This window comes from Qipengyuania sp., assembly GCF_964227205.1.
GTDB lineage: Bacteria > Pseudomonadota > Alphaproteobacteria > Sphingomonadales > Sphingomonadaceae > Qipengyuania.
In genome coordinates this window covers 397211-411204 of sequence record NZ_CAXQVB010000002.1, presented here as the reverse complement: position 1 = coordinate 411204, position 13994 = coordinate 397211, and the positions used below count along the sequence as shown (strand labels likewise).

The following is a 13994-nucleotide window of genomic DNA, read 5'->3' as shown; positions in this document are numbered from 1 at the left end:
GCGCGCTCCGCGAAGGCTTCGCGCGCGTCGAATCGGCCCCCTTTCCCGGAGAATATTTCCTATGAGTCTCGACACCGCTCGCATGGTCCAGATGGCCAATGCCATCAGGGCGCTTTCGATGGATGCGGTGCAGGCGGCCAATTCGGGACATCCCGGCATGCCGATGGGCATGGCCGATGTCGCGACCGTCCTGTGGAGCGACTATCTCAAGCACGATCCCGCGGCGCCGAAATGGGCGGACCGCGACCGCTTCGTGCTTTCGGCCGGTCACGGCTCGATGCTGATCTATTCGCTGCTCCACCTTTCCGGCTACGCACAGCCGACGATCGAGGACATCCGCAACTTCCGCCAGCTCGGCAGCCCGTGTGCCGGCCATCCGGAAAACTTCCTCCTAGACGGCGTCGAAAGCACCACCGGCCCGTTGGGCCAGGGGCTGGCCATGGCGGTCGGCATGGCGATGGCCGAGCGCCATCTCAATGCCGAGTTCGGCCAGGATATTGTCGACCACCGCACCTGGGTGGTCGCCGGCGACGGCTGCCTCATGGAAGGCATCAACCACGAGGCGATCGGCCTTGCCGGTCACCTGAAGCTGGGCCGGATGATCGTGCTGTGGGACGACAACAACATCACCATCGACGGCTCGACCGACCTGTCGACCAGCGAGGACATCAAGGCCCGCTACGAGGCGACCGGTTGGCACGTGGCTAGCTGCGACGGACATGATTTCGACGATATCCGCCGCGCGATCGACGAGGCTGTGGCCGACGAGCGCCCCTCGCTCGTCGCCTGCAGGACGGTGATCGGCAAGGGCTCGCCCAACAAGCAGGGCACCAGCGCCACGCATGGTGCACCGCTCGGCGAGGATGAAATCGCCGCGGCGCGCAAGGTCCTCGGCTGGGATGCCAAGCCGTTCGAAATTCCCGACCAGGTGCTTGCCGACTGGCGTGGCACGGCCGAGCGCGGGGCGAAGGCCCATGCGGATTGGGAGACGCGCTTCGCCGGACATGCGCAGAAGCGCGAGTTCGAACGCCGCATGGCGGGCGAGCTGCCGAAGGGCTTCAGCCTCGACAATTACATCCAGTCGCTGATGAAGGAGCCGGTCAAGGTCGCTACCCGCAAGGCGAGCGAAATGGCGCTGGCGCAGATCAACGCGAAATTGCCCGAGACCATTGGCGGCAGCGCCGACCTGACGGGGTCCAATAACACCAAGGCGGGCGGCATCGGGCCCTTCACGGCCGACGATTATTCGGGCCGCTACGTCTATTGGGGCATCCGCGAATTCGGCATGGCCGCTGCGATGAACGGCATGGCGCTGCACGGCGGCGTGATCCCCTATGGCGGTACTTTCCTCGTCTTCACCGATTATTGCCGCGCGGCTATCCGCCTGTCGGCACTGCAGCAGCAGCGCGTAATCTATGTGATGACACACGACAGCATCGGGCTGGGCGAGGACGGCCCGACGCACCAGCCGATTGAACACGTCCAGTCGCTGCGCATGATGCCCAACCTCCTCGTCATGCGCCCGGCCGATGCGGTCGAGACCGCCGAGTGCTGGGAGATCGCGCTGCGCCAGACCGATCGCCCGACGGTGCTCGCGCTGAGCCGCCAGAACCTGCCGCAGGTGCGCAACGCGCCCGACGAGACCGGCATGTCCTCCAAGGGGGCCTATCGCCTCAAGAAGGCGGGGGCGAAGCGCCAGGTGGTGCTCGTCGCCAGCGGTTCGGAAGTGCATATTGCGCTCGAGGCGGCCGCGGCGCTCGAAAAGCAGGGCGTCGGTGCGGATGTCGTCTCGATGGTCTGCACCGCGCTGTTCGACGAGCAGGACGCGGGCTATCGTGCCGACCTTCTGCCTGCCGACGCACTCAAGGTTTCGGTCGAGGCGGGGACCACTTTCGGCTGGGAACGCTATGTCGGCAGCGACGGGCTGACGATCGGCATCGACCGCTTCGGGGCCAGCGCCCCGGCCGAGGATCTGTACCGCAAATTCGGGCTCGCGGCGGACGCTATCGTCCCGCAAATCATGAACAAATTGAACGGTTAAGCAGGAGTTCTGTGCAATGGCGACCAAGGTTGCAATCAACGGTTTCGGACGTATCGGCCGCCTCGTGGCGCGCGCCATCCTCGAGCGTGACGACCACGATCTCGACCTTGTCTCGATCAACGATCTCGCCGACACCAAGTCGAATGCCCTGCTGTTCCAGTACGACAGCACGCATGGCCGTTTCCCCGGCACCGTCGAAGTGGGCGACAACGCCATCATCGTGAACGGCAAGTCCATCGCGGTGACCAGCGAGCGCGACCCCGGCAACCTGCCGCATGCCGCACAGGGCGTGGACATCGTGCTCGAATGCACCGGCTTCTTCCAGAGCCACGAAGCTGCCGAACCGCACCTCAAGGCGGGCGCCAAGCGCGTGCTGATCTCGGCTCCGGCCAAGAATGTCTCGGCGACCATCGTCTACGGTGTGAACCACGAAACGCTGACCGCCGACGACGTGATCGTCTCGAACGCCAGCTGCACCACAAACTGCCTCTCGCCGATGGCCAAGGTGCTGCACGAGACGGTGGGTATCGAACGCGGCTTCATGACCACGATCCACAGCTACACGAACGACCAGCGCATGCTCGACCAGATGCATTCGGACATGCGCCGGGCCCGCGGCGGCGCGCAGAACATGATCCCGACCACCACCGGCGCTGCCCGCGCGGTCGGCCTCGTCCTGCCCGAACTCGCCGGCAAGCTCGACGGCAGCTCGGTCCGCGTGCCGACGCCGAACGTCAGCCTCGTCGATCTCGTCTTCACCCCCGGCCGCGACACCAGCGCCGAGGAGCTGAACGCCGCGCTCAAGGCCGCTGCCGAAGGCAAGATGAAGGGCGTGCTCGACTACACCGACCAGCCGCTCGTCAGCTCGGACTTCAACCACTATCCGGCCAGCTCGACCATCGACAGCCTCGAAACCAGCGTGATGGAAGGCAAGCTCTGCCGCGTCGTCAGCTGGTACGATAATGAGTGGGGCTTCTCGAACCGCATGATCGACACCGCCGGCGTGATGGCGAAGTTCCTCTAAAGGACGCAAACATGAGCAGTTTCAGGACCCTTGACGACCTTGGCGATGTCACCGGCAAGGTCGCGCTGGTGCGCGTCGACCTGAACCTTCCTATGAAGGACGGTTCGGCGACCGACGTCACCCGTGTCGAGGCGGTCAAGCCGACCGTGCTCGAACTCGCGGACAAGGGCGCCAAGGTCCTGCTGCTCGCCCACTTCGGCCGCCCCAAGGGCCAGCGCTATTCCACCATGTCGACCAGCTTCGTGCAGGGCGATGTCGAGGAAGTGCTCGGCAAGGAGATCATGTTCATCCCCGAGGTCATGGGCCCGGTGGTCGAACAGTCGATCGGCATTCTTGGCAATGGCGATATCGGCCTGCTCGACAACGTCCGCTTCTGGCCGGGCGAAGAGGCGAACGATCCCGAATTCGCCAAGGGCATGGCCGCCCACGGCGATTTCTATGTCAACGACGCCTTTTCCGCTGCGCACCGCGCGCATGCTTCGACCGAAGGACTGGCGCATTTCCTCCCCGCCTATGCGGGCCGTGCGATGGAGGCCGAGCTCAAGGCGCTCGACGCCGCGCTCGGCAATCCCGAGCCGCCGGTCGCTGCGGTGGTCGGCGGGGCAAAGGTCTCGACCAAGCTCGATGTGCTCGAAAACCTCGTGGGCAAGGTCCAGCACCTCATCATCGGCGGCGGCATGGCCAATACCTTCCTCGCGGCCAAGGGCGTGGATGTCGGCAAGTCGTTGTGTGAGCACGACCTCACCGCCACGGCCAATCGCATCATGGACGAGGCCGACCATGCCGGCTGCACCGTCCACCTGCCCTACGACGTGGTCGTGGCGAAGGAATTCGCCGCGAACCCACAGAGCTTGCGCACCTGCAACGTCCACGAGGTTGCCGAAGACGAGATGATCCTCGACGTCGGTCCGCTCGCAGTCGAGGCGTTGGGCGACGTGCTCAAGACGTGCCGCACGCTGGTGTGGAACGGGCCGTTGGGCGCCTTCGAGATCGAACCTTTCGACGCAGCCACCATCGCGCTCGCGCGCATTGCCGCCGCCCTCACGCAGGATGGCTCGCTGATTTCGGTGGCGGGCGGCGGGGATACGGTTGCGGCGCTGGCGCATGCGGGGGTGAAGGACGACTTCACTTTCGTTTCGACCGCGGGCGGGGCCTTCCTCGAATGGATGGAGGGCAAGGACCTTCCGGGCGTCGCGGCGCTCAAGGCATGAGCGAGAACGAAGCCGTAGGCTCGAGCGGTGGGCTTGCGCCCATCACCGAAGGCGAATGGTTCGGTTGGTCGACTTGGCAGAGCGACGCTTTCGAGCAGCGCGCGGGACCCTTCTACGAACGGCGCGAGGATGATGGCACGATGGTTGCCGCCTTCCGCGCCGAAGAGCGCCACATGAACGGCGCGGGCTTCATGCATGGCGGCTGCATGATGACCTTCGCCGACAGTGCGCTGTTCACTATTGCCACCGATGCGCTGGCGGGATCGCACGGCGTGACCATGCACCTGGCGGGCGATTTTCTCGATCCCGCACGCGTCGGTCAGCTGATCGAGGCGCGCGGAGAGGTCGTGCGCGCGGGCGGCAAGACGATCTATGTCGTCGGCATGATCCGCGCCGATGGTGCCCCGGTGCTCAGCTTCAACGGCATCATCCGGAAGGTCCGGCGGGGCTAGCGATACTCGGGATTGGGCGCATCGAAACGGCGGCCTTTCTTCCATAATTCGACCGAATTGCCATGCGCTGGGATGCCGCCCGCGTCCTTCAGCATGCGCGCCAGATGCATCAGGTTCCAGGTCATGAAAGTGGTGTTGCGGCGGGTGAAATCGTTGTCGAATCCGACATATCCCGATCCATCTTCCTTCGCGTCGCCATAGCTCGGCCCGGGGCCGGCCTCGCCGATCCATCCGGCATCGGCCTGCGGCGGGATGGTGTAGCCGACGTGCTGCAGCGAATAGAGCACGCCCATGCCGACATGTTTGATACCATCCTCGTTGCCGGTGACGATGCATCCGCCGACCTTGCCGTAGAAGACATATTGGCCCTTGTCGTTGGTCTGGCCCGAATGCGCGTAGAGCCGTTCGATCAACCGCTGGCAGACCGAACTTTTCTCGCCCAGCCAGATCGGCGTGCCGACCACGAGGATATCGGCTGCCCGCACTTTCTCCCAGATTGCAGGCCAATCGTCGCGAGCTGCCCCGTGCTCGGTCATGTCGGGGTAGACGCCGGGTGCGATGTCATGGTCGACGAGTCTGACCTGGTCGAGCGCGACATCGTTCCTGGCCAGGATCGTCTCGACTACGCCGAGCAGCTTGTCGGTATGCGAGCCCTCGGGCGAGGGCTTGAGAGTACAGTTGATCGTCAGCGCCGTCAGATCCGAAAAGTCGGTCTGGTTGTCGTCGCAGAGCTTCTGCTGTGTCTGGTCGAGCATGTCTTCTCCCCGTGTCTGATGAGAAATACGCATGGGAAGCGAGATAGTTACCTGCCCCAGTTGTCTGCCCATGCCATGGTGGTTATCCCTCGGCCATGGACGCGCGGCCGCAGCAGATCGACAATGTGGTGATCGTCGGCGGCGGGACCGCCGGATGGATGACCGCAGCGGCTCTCGCGCGCCTGCTCGGCCGGACGGGGTTGTCGATCACGCTGGTCGAATCCGCCGCGATCGGCACCGTCGGCGTAGGTGAGGCAACGCTTCCGCAGATCCGCCGCTTCAATCGCCTGATAGGTATCGACGAACGTCAAATGATGGCGCGGACCGCGGCGACCATCAAGCTGGGGATCGAGTTCCGCGACTGGGGCAGGGTGGGCGATCGCTACGTCCATCCCTTCGGCGCCTATGGCGAGGAGATCGGCCCGGCCGACTTCATCCATTACTGGGCCCGCGCGCATGCCGCAGGAAAGGCCGCACCGATCGGGGAATATTCGCTGCCCATCGTCGCCGCATGGGAAGAGCGTTTCGAGCCTCCGCGCGAAGGCGATCCGCGACAGTCATACGATTACGCCTTCCAGTTCGATGCGGGACTTTACGCCGCCTGGCTTGCCGAGCTCGCGCAGGCTGCGGGTGTGGTCAGGCGCGAGGGCAGGATCGTCGACGTCCGGCGCGCAGGCGAGAGTGGCGATATCGCAGCCGTGGTGCTGGAAAGCGGCGAGGAGATTGCGGGCGATCTGTTCATCGACTGCTCGGGCTTTCGCGCATTGCTGATCGGCGAGACGCTCGACACGCCATTCGAGGACTGGAGCCGGTGGCTGCCATGCAACCGCGCCTTTGCCGTCCCATGCGCCAATGGCGGCGAGCACGGCCCTTATACCCGCGCCACCGCGCGCGCTGCTGGCTGGCAATGGCGCATTCCGCTGCAGCATCGCGTCGGCAACGGGCTCGTCTATTGCGATGCCTATTGGGAGGACGAAGCGGCGCGCGAATTCCTAATGGCGAACCTCGAGGGCGAGTCCGGAGCGGACCCACGGCAATTGCGGTTCACCACCGGGCGGCGCAAATCGCTTTGGCGTGGCAACTGCGTCGCGATCGGCCTGTCGGGCGGGTTCCTCGAACCGCTCGAATCGACCAGCATCGATCTGATCCAGAGCGGCATCCTCAACCTGATCGAGCTGTTTCCCCGGACGCGGATCGAGGACTCCGACAGGAGCGAATACGACCGGCTGATGGCAATCGAGTTCGATCGCATTCGCGATTTTCTGGTGCTTCATTACGTCGCCAACCGGCGCGAGGAGGATTTCTGGCGGGCGATACGCGCCATGGCGATACCCGACAGCCTCGCCGAGAAGATCGAGGATTTCCACGAACGGGCGATCCTGCCGGATTATGCCGAAGGCCTGTTCCAGCCGGTCAGCTGGATCGCGGTCTTTCTGGGCCAGAATATCGTGCCCCACGGATGGGACCCGCGCGCCGGGACGATGGACGGGGAGGAATTGGGAGAGAAGCTCGTGCAAATCCGGACGCGGATCAGGCGCGAGGCCGCGGCGATGCCCGACCATCGCGAGTTTCTCCGCGCTTCGGGCGCCTCCTTCTCCGCTGAGAGGGCGGTTCGATGACCGGGCGCGTCGGCTCCTACCTCTTGTTCGGCGACGCGGTCGATGTGTGGCCCGTCGCCACCCTGCTGGCGAAGCACCTTCCCGCAGAGACGGCAATCACGATCGTCGAGACCCGGTGCAGACCTGCCGAGACAGTCGCGCTGCCGCTCGAATCGCCTTTTTTCCGCACGCTCGACATCGGAGCGACCGAGTTGGCGGGTGCTGGCGCGCACTTCGCGCTCGGCCATGTGCTCGATGGATTTTGCGGTAGCGGGACGCGGCAGGTCGCCGCGCCTTCGGGCGACCTGCCCGCAATCGCGGGCCTGCCTTTGCACCAAGTGCTTCACTGCGTGGCCGAAAGGGCGGGGGCGCTCGACCGCTTCGGCGAGCTCTACGAAGGCTTCCGTTTCTGTGCCCGTGCCGCGGCAGAGGGGCGCGTGGCGCTGCCGGAGGATGCGCCGCAATCGCCGCTTGCCATGCTCGGTCCGTTGGTCGTGGTCGACCGCATGGCGCTCGCCGGATTGCTCCGCGATCGGTTCGCCGGGCAGCGGGTCGAAAGTTTCGACGGTGAGGTCGCCCAACTGCGGCGCGCAGACGGCGCCCGCGTGAGGTCTGCCCGGCTGGCAGACGGCAGGCTGATGGAGGCCGAGGTCTTCATCGACCTGCGCGCGCCGGGCGGGGGGATGGGTGAGGGCGAGCAGATGGCGCTGCCGTTGCTCGAGGCCTTGGCGCGCTCGGATATCGGCATCGCGGCCGATCCGCTGGCGGGCGCCATGCCCATCTATTCCGCCCGCGCGGGCGCCGGGTGCGCGGCACAACCCCATGCGCTCGAAACGCCGTGGCTTGCCAACCTTCTCCGCCTCGGTCCCGCCTCGGCCGCGCTTGGTCCACTGTTTTCGGCCGATGCGCGCATGCTGCTGGTGCAGGTGGAGGCGCTGGTCCAATGCCTGCCCGCGACCAGCGAGATGAGAGTGGAGTCGCGGCGCTTCAACCGGCTTCACGCGCGGACGGTAGAGCGCCTTTACGAGCTGATCGCCGCACCGCTGTACCTCAACCGGCGCGCAGAGGAGCCATGGCGTGCGTTGCGCGCTGTCGAGCCGCCTGAAGGTCTCGCGCTGCGCATCGAGCAGTTCCGCAGCCGCGGGCGCCTGCCCGAATTCGATGGCGAGGTGGTCGACCGGCAGTTCTGGATCGACCTGCTGATCGGGTTTGGGGTGCTCCCGGCTCGCCATGATCGCCGGGCCGGGGCGTTCGATCCGCGACAGCTCGACGCCGCGCTCGGCACCATCCGCGGCCAGATCGACCAGGCGCTCGCCGCCATGCCTACGCAGGGGCAATTCATGCAGCGTTTCGGCAACGCCTGACCGCCCTCTGACAATAAGTTGCCCGGCCCCGTTGCAGGCGCGGAGGGGCTTTTGTATGCGCCGCGCATACGAATGCACGACCACCACCAAGCGACGGGGTTTTCCAGATGACTTTCGATGAAATGAAGGCGCGTATCGCCGAGGGCCAGGGCTTTATCGCGGCGCTCGACCAGTCGGGCGGTTCGACCCCCAAGGCCTTGAAGGGCTACGGCATCGAGGAAGGGGCCTGGTCGAACGAGGAGGAAATGTTCGGCCTGATCCACCAGATGCGGCAGCGCATCATCGAAGCCCCCAGCTTCGGCAATGGCAAGGTCATCGGCGCGATCCTGTTCGAAAAGACGATGGAAGGAACCAGCGGCGGCAAGAGCGTGCCCGCGCGCCTGAAGGAACGCGGCATCGTCCCCTTCCTCAAGGTCGACAAGGGGCTCGAAGACGAACGCAACGGGGCGCAGCTGATGAAGCCCAATCCCGGGCTCGAAGACATGTGCAACCGTGCCAAGGAACTGGGTGTCTTCGGAACCAAGATGCGCAGTGTCATCAAATCGGCCAACCCGGTGGGAATCAAGGAAGTGGCGCACCAGCAGTTCGCCGAAGGTGCGCGCATCCTGTCCTGCGCCCTGGTGCCGATCTTGGAACCCGAATACGACATCATCGCCGCCGATCGCGCCGAGGGAGAGAAGATCCTGCTCGAGGCGATCGAAGAAGGCCTCGATGCGCTGCCCGCGGGCCAGCAGATTATGCTCAAGCTTTCGATCCCGAAGGAGCCCGGTCTCTACAGCGCATTGGTCAACCACCCCAAGGTGCTGCGCGTGGTGGCACTGTCGGGCGGCTATTCGACCGACGAGGCCTGCGCCGAACTGGCGAAGAACCACGGTATGATCGCCAGCTTCAGCCGTGGCCTGCTGCAGGACCTGCGCGCGACGCAAAGCGACGCGGAATTCGATGCCACCCTGTCGGGCGCGATCGATCAGATCCACGCCGCCAGCGTCGCCTGACGTTCAGCGGCGCTCGATGACGAAGCGATAGTCGCGGACCGGAATTTCCCGGTCCGTGGTCTTTTCGGGCGTTGCCGAGACCAGGGTATAGGTCCGGCCCAGCACCGTATAGGGTTCGCCCAGTGTGAGCGGGGCGGTCTGCGTCCAGTGCGTGGCGGCGATGCGGGTCGAGACGGTCAGCTTGCCAGCCCAGACGCAGCGCGCATTTGCCGGGCAACGGCTGTCTTCGGCGACCGCCAGCGGTGTGACGATGGTGTCCCCGGCCCAGACCGGCTCGCCCATGCGGACCGCGGTTCCCTGTGCGGCGGCATCGCCATTCGCCATCGGCGTACCTGGAATGATTGCGCAGGCAGAGAGCGGGGCGAGGAGCAGGGCGGCGAGATAGGTTTTCATGCCGACCGCTAGACGCCGGGCAGGCTTTCGCGGTTCTGAACGCGTGACGAAAGGCGATCGGGGCACTAGAGAGCGCGACCGATGACTGATAGCTTGCCTCCGACCCAGCTCTACCTGATCTCGCCACTCGACGTGTCAGGCGATTTTCCCCAGCGGCTCGAACGCGCACTCGACGCGGGGCCCGGCGTCGTCACCGCGTTCCAGTTCCGCGTGAAGGGGCTGGACCAGCACGCGGCAGCAGCGCTGGCCGAGCCGCTCCAGGCGATCTGCGCGGCGCGCGATGTCGCATTTATTGTCAACGACGATATTGCGCTCGCCAAGCGGCTCGGGGCCGATGGCGTACATCTCGGCCAGGGCGACGGCGACCCGCAGGAAGCGCGCGAGGAGCTGGGCCGCGAAGCGCAGATCGGCGTGACCTGCCATGCCTCGCGCCATCTCGCGCTCGAAGCGGGCGAGGCGGGTGCGGACTACGTCGCCTTCGGCGCCTTCTTTCCCAGCACGACCAAGGACACCGAGCATCGCGCCGAGCTCGACCTGCTCGAATGGTGGACCGAGATGGTCGAGCTCCCCTCGGTCGCGATCGGCGGGATCACCCCCGAGAACTGCCGCCCGCTGGTCGAAGCGGGGGCGGATTTCCTTGCCGTGTCGGGGGCGGTGTGGAAGGGCGACGAAGTCGCCGCGATCAAGGCTTTTGCGGAGCAAATCGCCGCAGCGTGAGTTGGGTTGCCTGAAGGGGCGGGTCGCGCCCCGTGGTTCAGGAGCTCCCATTCATGCGCAAATTCGCTTTCGCCGCGGCATCCTCGCTCGCTCTCGCCGCCTGCGGCATGCAGGGCCAGGACAACGAGCGCGAGTCCGATACGGTCGCGAGCGCTGATGTACAGAAGGATTACGGCTACGAGACCTATGGCGACGACAATCTCGCCGACACGATGGCCTCGAACGACGACCGCTATCTGAACGAGATCGACGAGGATGCGGCGGAGGATGCAACCAAAAGATCGGAGCTGCCCGATAGCGAGGAGCGTCCCATCATGCAGGCGCAGGTCGTGCTTGACCGCGTGGGTTTCGGCCCGGGCGTGATCGACGGCAAGATGGGCATGAGCACCACCAATGCGATCGAGGGCTTTCAGGAAGCCAACGATCTCGACATCACCGGCAAGCTCGACGAACCGACCAAGGCGGCGCTCGCACAATGGGACCGGATTCCCGCCACCCGCGTGGTGACGATCCCGGCAAGCTGGGGCGATGCCGCCTATACCGACATGCCCGAGGACGTGGCAGACAAGGCCAAGCTCGACCGGCTCGGCTACACTTCGCTCGACGAACGGCTTGCCGAACGCTTTCACACCACCGTCGAGGTGCTCAAGCAGCTCAATCCCAACGGGCAGCCGGCCGGCCCGTCGGACGGCACGGGCGCCAAACCGCAGGCCACAGCGACGTCTGCAATCAGCCGGTCCAATGAGCAGAAGCCGAGCTATTTCAAGCCCGGCCAGCAAGTGCGTGTACCCAATATCGGAGGCGACCGCATCGCTCCGGGTGCAATCAAGGACGGCGATTGGCAGCGCACGCTCGCCTCACTCGGAGTTGGGACCGAACAGGCCGAAGTCGACCGCATCGTCGTGAGCAAGGCTGGCAAGACGCTCAAGGCCTATCGCGGCAACAGGCTGGTGGCGCTGTTCACCGTCAGCTCGGGTTCGAGCGAATTCCCGCTACCGCTGGGTGAATGGAAAATCCTCGGCGAAGCCTACAACCCGCCCTACAGCTATGATCCCGAGGTGCTGGGCGAAGAGGAAGCAGGCAACCAGACGCATACTTTGCCACCGGGTCCCAATTCGCCGGTGGGCGTGGTGTGGATCGACCTCAGCAAGGAGCACTACGGGATCCATGGCACGCCGGACCCCGAAACCATCGGTCGCGCGCAGTCGAGCGGCTGCGTCCGCCTGACAAATTGGGATGCGGCGCGGCTAGCCGGAATGGTTTCGCAATCGACCCAGGTGATTTTCGAGCCTTGAAAGGTTAGGCTCCGCGCATGAAACTCGTTGACCGCATCCTGACCATTGTCATCACCGCCACGCTGACCAGCGCCGTATGGATCGTGCTGGGCGGCAGCCTGATCGAGAATGCGACGAGCGTGAGCCAGCGCGGCGTCACGCGTCCGGCCGAAGTGGCGCCCAGTCCGTCACCGGCAACGGGCGAAGGCGATGCTCAGCGGGGCGAGACTGCCGAGGAAGCATTGGCGGGCGGGCTCGACACCCGCGGCCCCGAGGCACCGAGCGATGCAAAGGCGCGGCAATTGCTGATCCCGGTGCAGAATATCCGTCCTTCCGACCTGACCGACACCTATAGCGATTCGCGCGAAGGCGGGGCGCGGCTCCACGAAGCGATCGACATCATGGCGCCAAAGGGCACCAGCGTGCTGTCGGCGGCGCCCGGTGTGGTGGAAAAGCTGTTCCGCTCGGATGCCGGCGGGAAGACGATCTATGTTCGCTCAGCCGATGGTGAGACGATCTATTACTACGCCCATCTCGATGCCTATGCCAAAGGGCTCAAGGAAGGGCAGCGCGTGCGGCGCGGACAGCGGCTCGGTACGGTCGGCAGTTCGGGCAATGCTTCGGACGAGGCTCCGCACCTGCATTTTGCGATCCTGCAGACGACCGAGGATGCCGAATGGTGGGAACCCGCCAATGCGGTCAATCCCTATCCGTTGCTGACCGAACGCTAGCGCGCTCAGTCCTCGAGCGGGCCGGTGCGATGGCAGCGCAGCCGCCCGAGCTTGCCGTTGCGGTCGACCTGCTGGAGCAGTCCCGACCCCAGGCGCATGAACTTGGCCCCCCGCATCGGTCCGCGAGTGAAGGTGACCAGCTTGCCTTCCATCAGATAGGTGCCGCTGCCCTTCGCGGTGCGATAGCTCGATCCGCCGGTAATGGCGAATTCGTGACCGTCCTGGACGATCCACGCCGCGCCCGAGGCATCGCCTGGCAGCGCGCAGACATATTCGCCCTGCGCGAGCAGAGCGAGGCGTCCCTGCGCGAGAGCAGGGGGAGAGGCGAGGCCCGCCACCGCGGCGAGCAGGGTGAGTTTCTTGAAGTCGATCATCAATTCCGTCCGCGACCTACATAGCGATGCCTGCGGCCTTTTTCCACTCGCTTGCCCGCACGGCCTCGCTCGGCTAAGGCGCGCGGCACATGTCCGCCCGGGTGGCGGACTGGCTCTTTTACAAGTCGAAGGTAGCTTCCCATGAAGATCAGCGGCGTGGACATCCGTCCGGGCAACATCATCGAATACGAAGGCGGCATCTGGAAGGTCGCCAAGATCCAGCACACCCAGCCGGGCAAGGGCGGCGCCTACATGCAGGTCGAAATGAAGAACCTGCAGGATGGTCGCAAGACCAATGTCCGCTTCCGCAGCGCCGACACGGTCGAGAAGGTCCGTCTCGACACCAAGGACTACCAGTTCCTCTACGAAGACGGCGACATGCTCGTGTTCATGGACAAGGACACCTACGAGCAGATCCACCTGCCGTCCGACCTCCTTGGCGATGCCCGCCCGTTCCTGCAGGACGGGATGGAAGTCATGCTCGAGCTGTGGGACGAAAAGCCGATCTCGGTCGAATTGCCCCAGCAGGTCGAGGCGACCATCGTCGAGGCCGATGCCGTGGTGAAGGGGCAGACCGCCTCGTCCAGCTACAAGCCCGCCGTGCTCGACAATGGCGTGCGTATCATGGTCCCGCCGCATATCGAAAGCGGTACGCGGATCGTCGTCGACGTCTACGAACAGAGCTACGTCGGCAAGGCCAGCTGATCCGGTGGGCAGGTCTATCGCCAGCAGGTTCGAAAACGTCGATCTCGTCGCCAGCGTGCTGCGCGCGGTGATCATCAACGACGACGAACTGACGCTGGAGATGGACTTCTGCCTCGAACAAGCCCATCCCGACTACGAGGCGCCGGGAGCGGGTGAGGAATGCTGTTTCCACCCGGGCATGCTCCGCTTCGCCGGGATTTCGAAGCTTAGTCTCGAACGCGCGGAGCAGCCGGCGGCAAGCAGCCGCCGCTTCGCCATCCAGTCGTTCCATATCGATGGCACCAAATTCGATATGGCCTGCGACTGGGGCACCATCCACCTGCAGGCGCGTTCGATCCGCGTCCTTACCGAATAAGAGAG

At 65.1% G+C, this 13994-nt stretch carries 15 protein-coding genes; 12 read left to right on the top strand and 3 right to left on the bottom strand.

The window, feature by feature from the left end; translation table 11 throughout:
* The first annotated feature begins 61 nt into the window (after positions 1-61).
* Genes tkt through ACEQZ0_RS03895 form a run of 4 tightly spaced genes read left to right on the top strand, consistent with a single transcriptional unit; the run spans position 62 to position 4728 of the window.
* A complete protein-coding gene (gene tkt / locus ACEQZ0_RS03910) occupies positions 62-2041 on the top strand; it encodes a transketolase (protein WP_370188588.1) in 1980 nt (659 codons plus the stop codon).
* 16 nt (positions 2042-2057) lie between these two features.
* Positions 2058-3065 (top strand): type I glyceraldehyde-3-phosphate dehydrogenase, encoded by a 1008-nt coding sequence (gene gap, locus ACEQZ0_RS03905; RefSeq protein WP_370188586.1) that lies wholly within the window; start codon positions 2058-2060, stop codon positions 3063-3065.
* An 11-nt stretch (positions 3066-3076) separates the two neighbouring features.
* On the top strand, positions 3077-4276 hold the full coding sequence (gene pgk / locus ACEQZ0_RS03900; RefSeq protein WP_370188584.1) for a phosphoglycerate kinase: 1200 nt from the start codon (positions 3077-3079) through the stop codon (positions 4274-4276).
* Positions 4273-4728, top strand: a complete 456-nt coding sequence (locus ACEQZ0_RS03895) for a PaaI family thioesterase (RefSeq protein WP_370188582.1) — start codon at positions 4273-4275, stop codon at positions 4726-4728. The genes pgk and ACEQZ0_RS03895 overlap by 4 nt, the downstream gene beginning before the upstream one ends.
* Here ACEQZ0_RS03895 and ACEQZ0_RS03890 read toward each other — a convergent pair.
* Complete coding sequence (locus tag ACEQZ0_RS03890) at positions 4725-5483, bottom strand: flavodoxin family protein (RefSeq protein ID WP_370188580.1); 759 nt, start codon at positions 5481-5483, stop codon at positions 4725-4727. The genes ACEQZ0_RS03895 and ACEQZ0_RS03890 overlap by 4 nt on opposite strands.
* Before the next feature lie 95 nt (positions 5484-5578).
* On the opposite strand from ACEQZ0_RS03890, the gene ACEQZ0_RS03885 reads away from it, so the two are divergent.
* From ACEQZ0_RS03885 to ACEQZ0_RS03875, 3 genes are all read left to right on the top strand, one after another.
* Positions 5579-7102: a tryptophan halogenase family protein gene (locus ACEQZ0_RS03885; RefSeq protein ID WP_370188579.1), complete on the top strand. Its 1524-nt coding sequence runs from the start codon at positions 5579-5581 to the stop codon at positions 7100-7102.
* A complete protein-coding gene (locus tag ACEQZ0_RS03880; RefSeq protein WP_370188577.1) occupies positions 7099-8445 on the top strand; it encodes a tryptophan 7-halogenase in 1347 nt (448 codons plus the stop codon). Before ACEQZ0_RS03885 ends, ACEQZ0_RS03880 begins: the two co-directional genes overlap by 4 nt.
* Positions 8446-8552: 107 nt before the next feature.
* The gene (locus tag ACEQZ0_RS03875; protein WP_370188575.1) at positions 8553-9440 is read left to right on the top strand and encodes a fructose bisphosphate aldolase; all 888 of its coding nucleotides are present in this window, start codon (positions 8553-8555) and stop codon (positions 9438-9440) included.
* Between the two features lie 3 nt (positions 9441-9443).
* Here ACEQZ0_RS03875 and ACEQZ0_RS03870 read toward each other — a convergent pair whose 3' ends face one another.
* Positions 9444-9833, bottom strand: coding sequence for a hypothetical protein (locus ACEQZ0_RS03870; RefSeq protein WP_370188573.1), 390 nt, complete (start codon positions 9831-9833; stop codon positions 9444-9446).
* Between the two features lie 81 nt (positions 9834-9914).
* Here ACEQZ0_RS03870 and thiE point away from each other — a divergent pair, with 81 nt between their 5' ends.
* From thiE to ACEQZ0_RS03855, 3 genes are read left to right on the top strand one after another with little or no spacing between them, the layout of a single operon-like run.
* Positions 9915-10550 (top strand): thiamine phosphate synthase, encoded by a 636-nt coding sequence (thiE, locus tag ACEQZ0_RS03865; protein ID WP_370188572.1) that lies wholly within the window; start codon positions 9915-9917, stop codon positions 10548-10550.
* A gap of 53 nt (positions 10551-10603) precedes the next feature.
* Positions 10604-11845, top strand: a complete 1242-nt coding sequence (locus ACEQZ0_RS03860) for a L,D-transpeptidase family protein (RefSeq protein ID WP_370188571.1) — start codon at positions 10604-10606, stop codon at positions 11843-11845.
* A gap of 17 nt (positions 11846-11862) precedes the next feature.
* Positions 11863-12555, top strand: a complete 693-nt coding sequence (locus ACEQZ0_RS03855) for a M23 family metallopeptidase (RefSeq protein ID WP_370188569.1) — start codon at positions 11863-11865, stop codon at positions 12553-12555.
* Positions 12556-12560: 5 nt separating this feature from the next.
* Here the strand turns inward: ACEQZ0_RS03855 and ACEQZ0_RS03850 are convergent, their stop codons facing one another.
* Positions 12561-12929: an elongation factor P gene (locus tag ACEQZ0_RS03850; RefSeq protein WP_370188567.1), complete on the bottom strand. Its 369-nt coding sequence runs from the start codon at positions 12927-12929 to the stop codon at positions 12561-12563.
* A gap of 141 nt (positions 12930-13070) precedes the next feature.
* Between ACEQZ0_RS03850 and efp the strand changes: the two genes are divergently transcribed.
* Together efp and ACEQZ0_RS03840 are read left to right on the top strand one after the other, a co-directional pair.
* Positions 13071-13634 (top strand): elongation factor P, encoded by a 564-nt coding sequence (gene efp, locus ACEQZ0_RS03845; RefSeq protein WP_370188565.1) that lies wholly within the window; start codon positions 13071-13073, stop codon positions 13632-13634.
* Positions 13635-13638: 4 nt separating this feature from the next.
* Positions 13639-13989: a hypothetical protein gene (locus ACEQZ0_RS03840; protein ID WP_370188563.1), complete on the top strand. Its 351-nt coding sequence runs from the start codon at positions 13639-13641 to the stop codon at positions 13987-13989.
* Positions 13990-13994 lie beyond the last annotated feature (5 nt).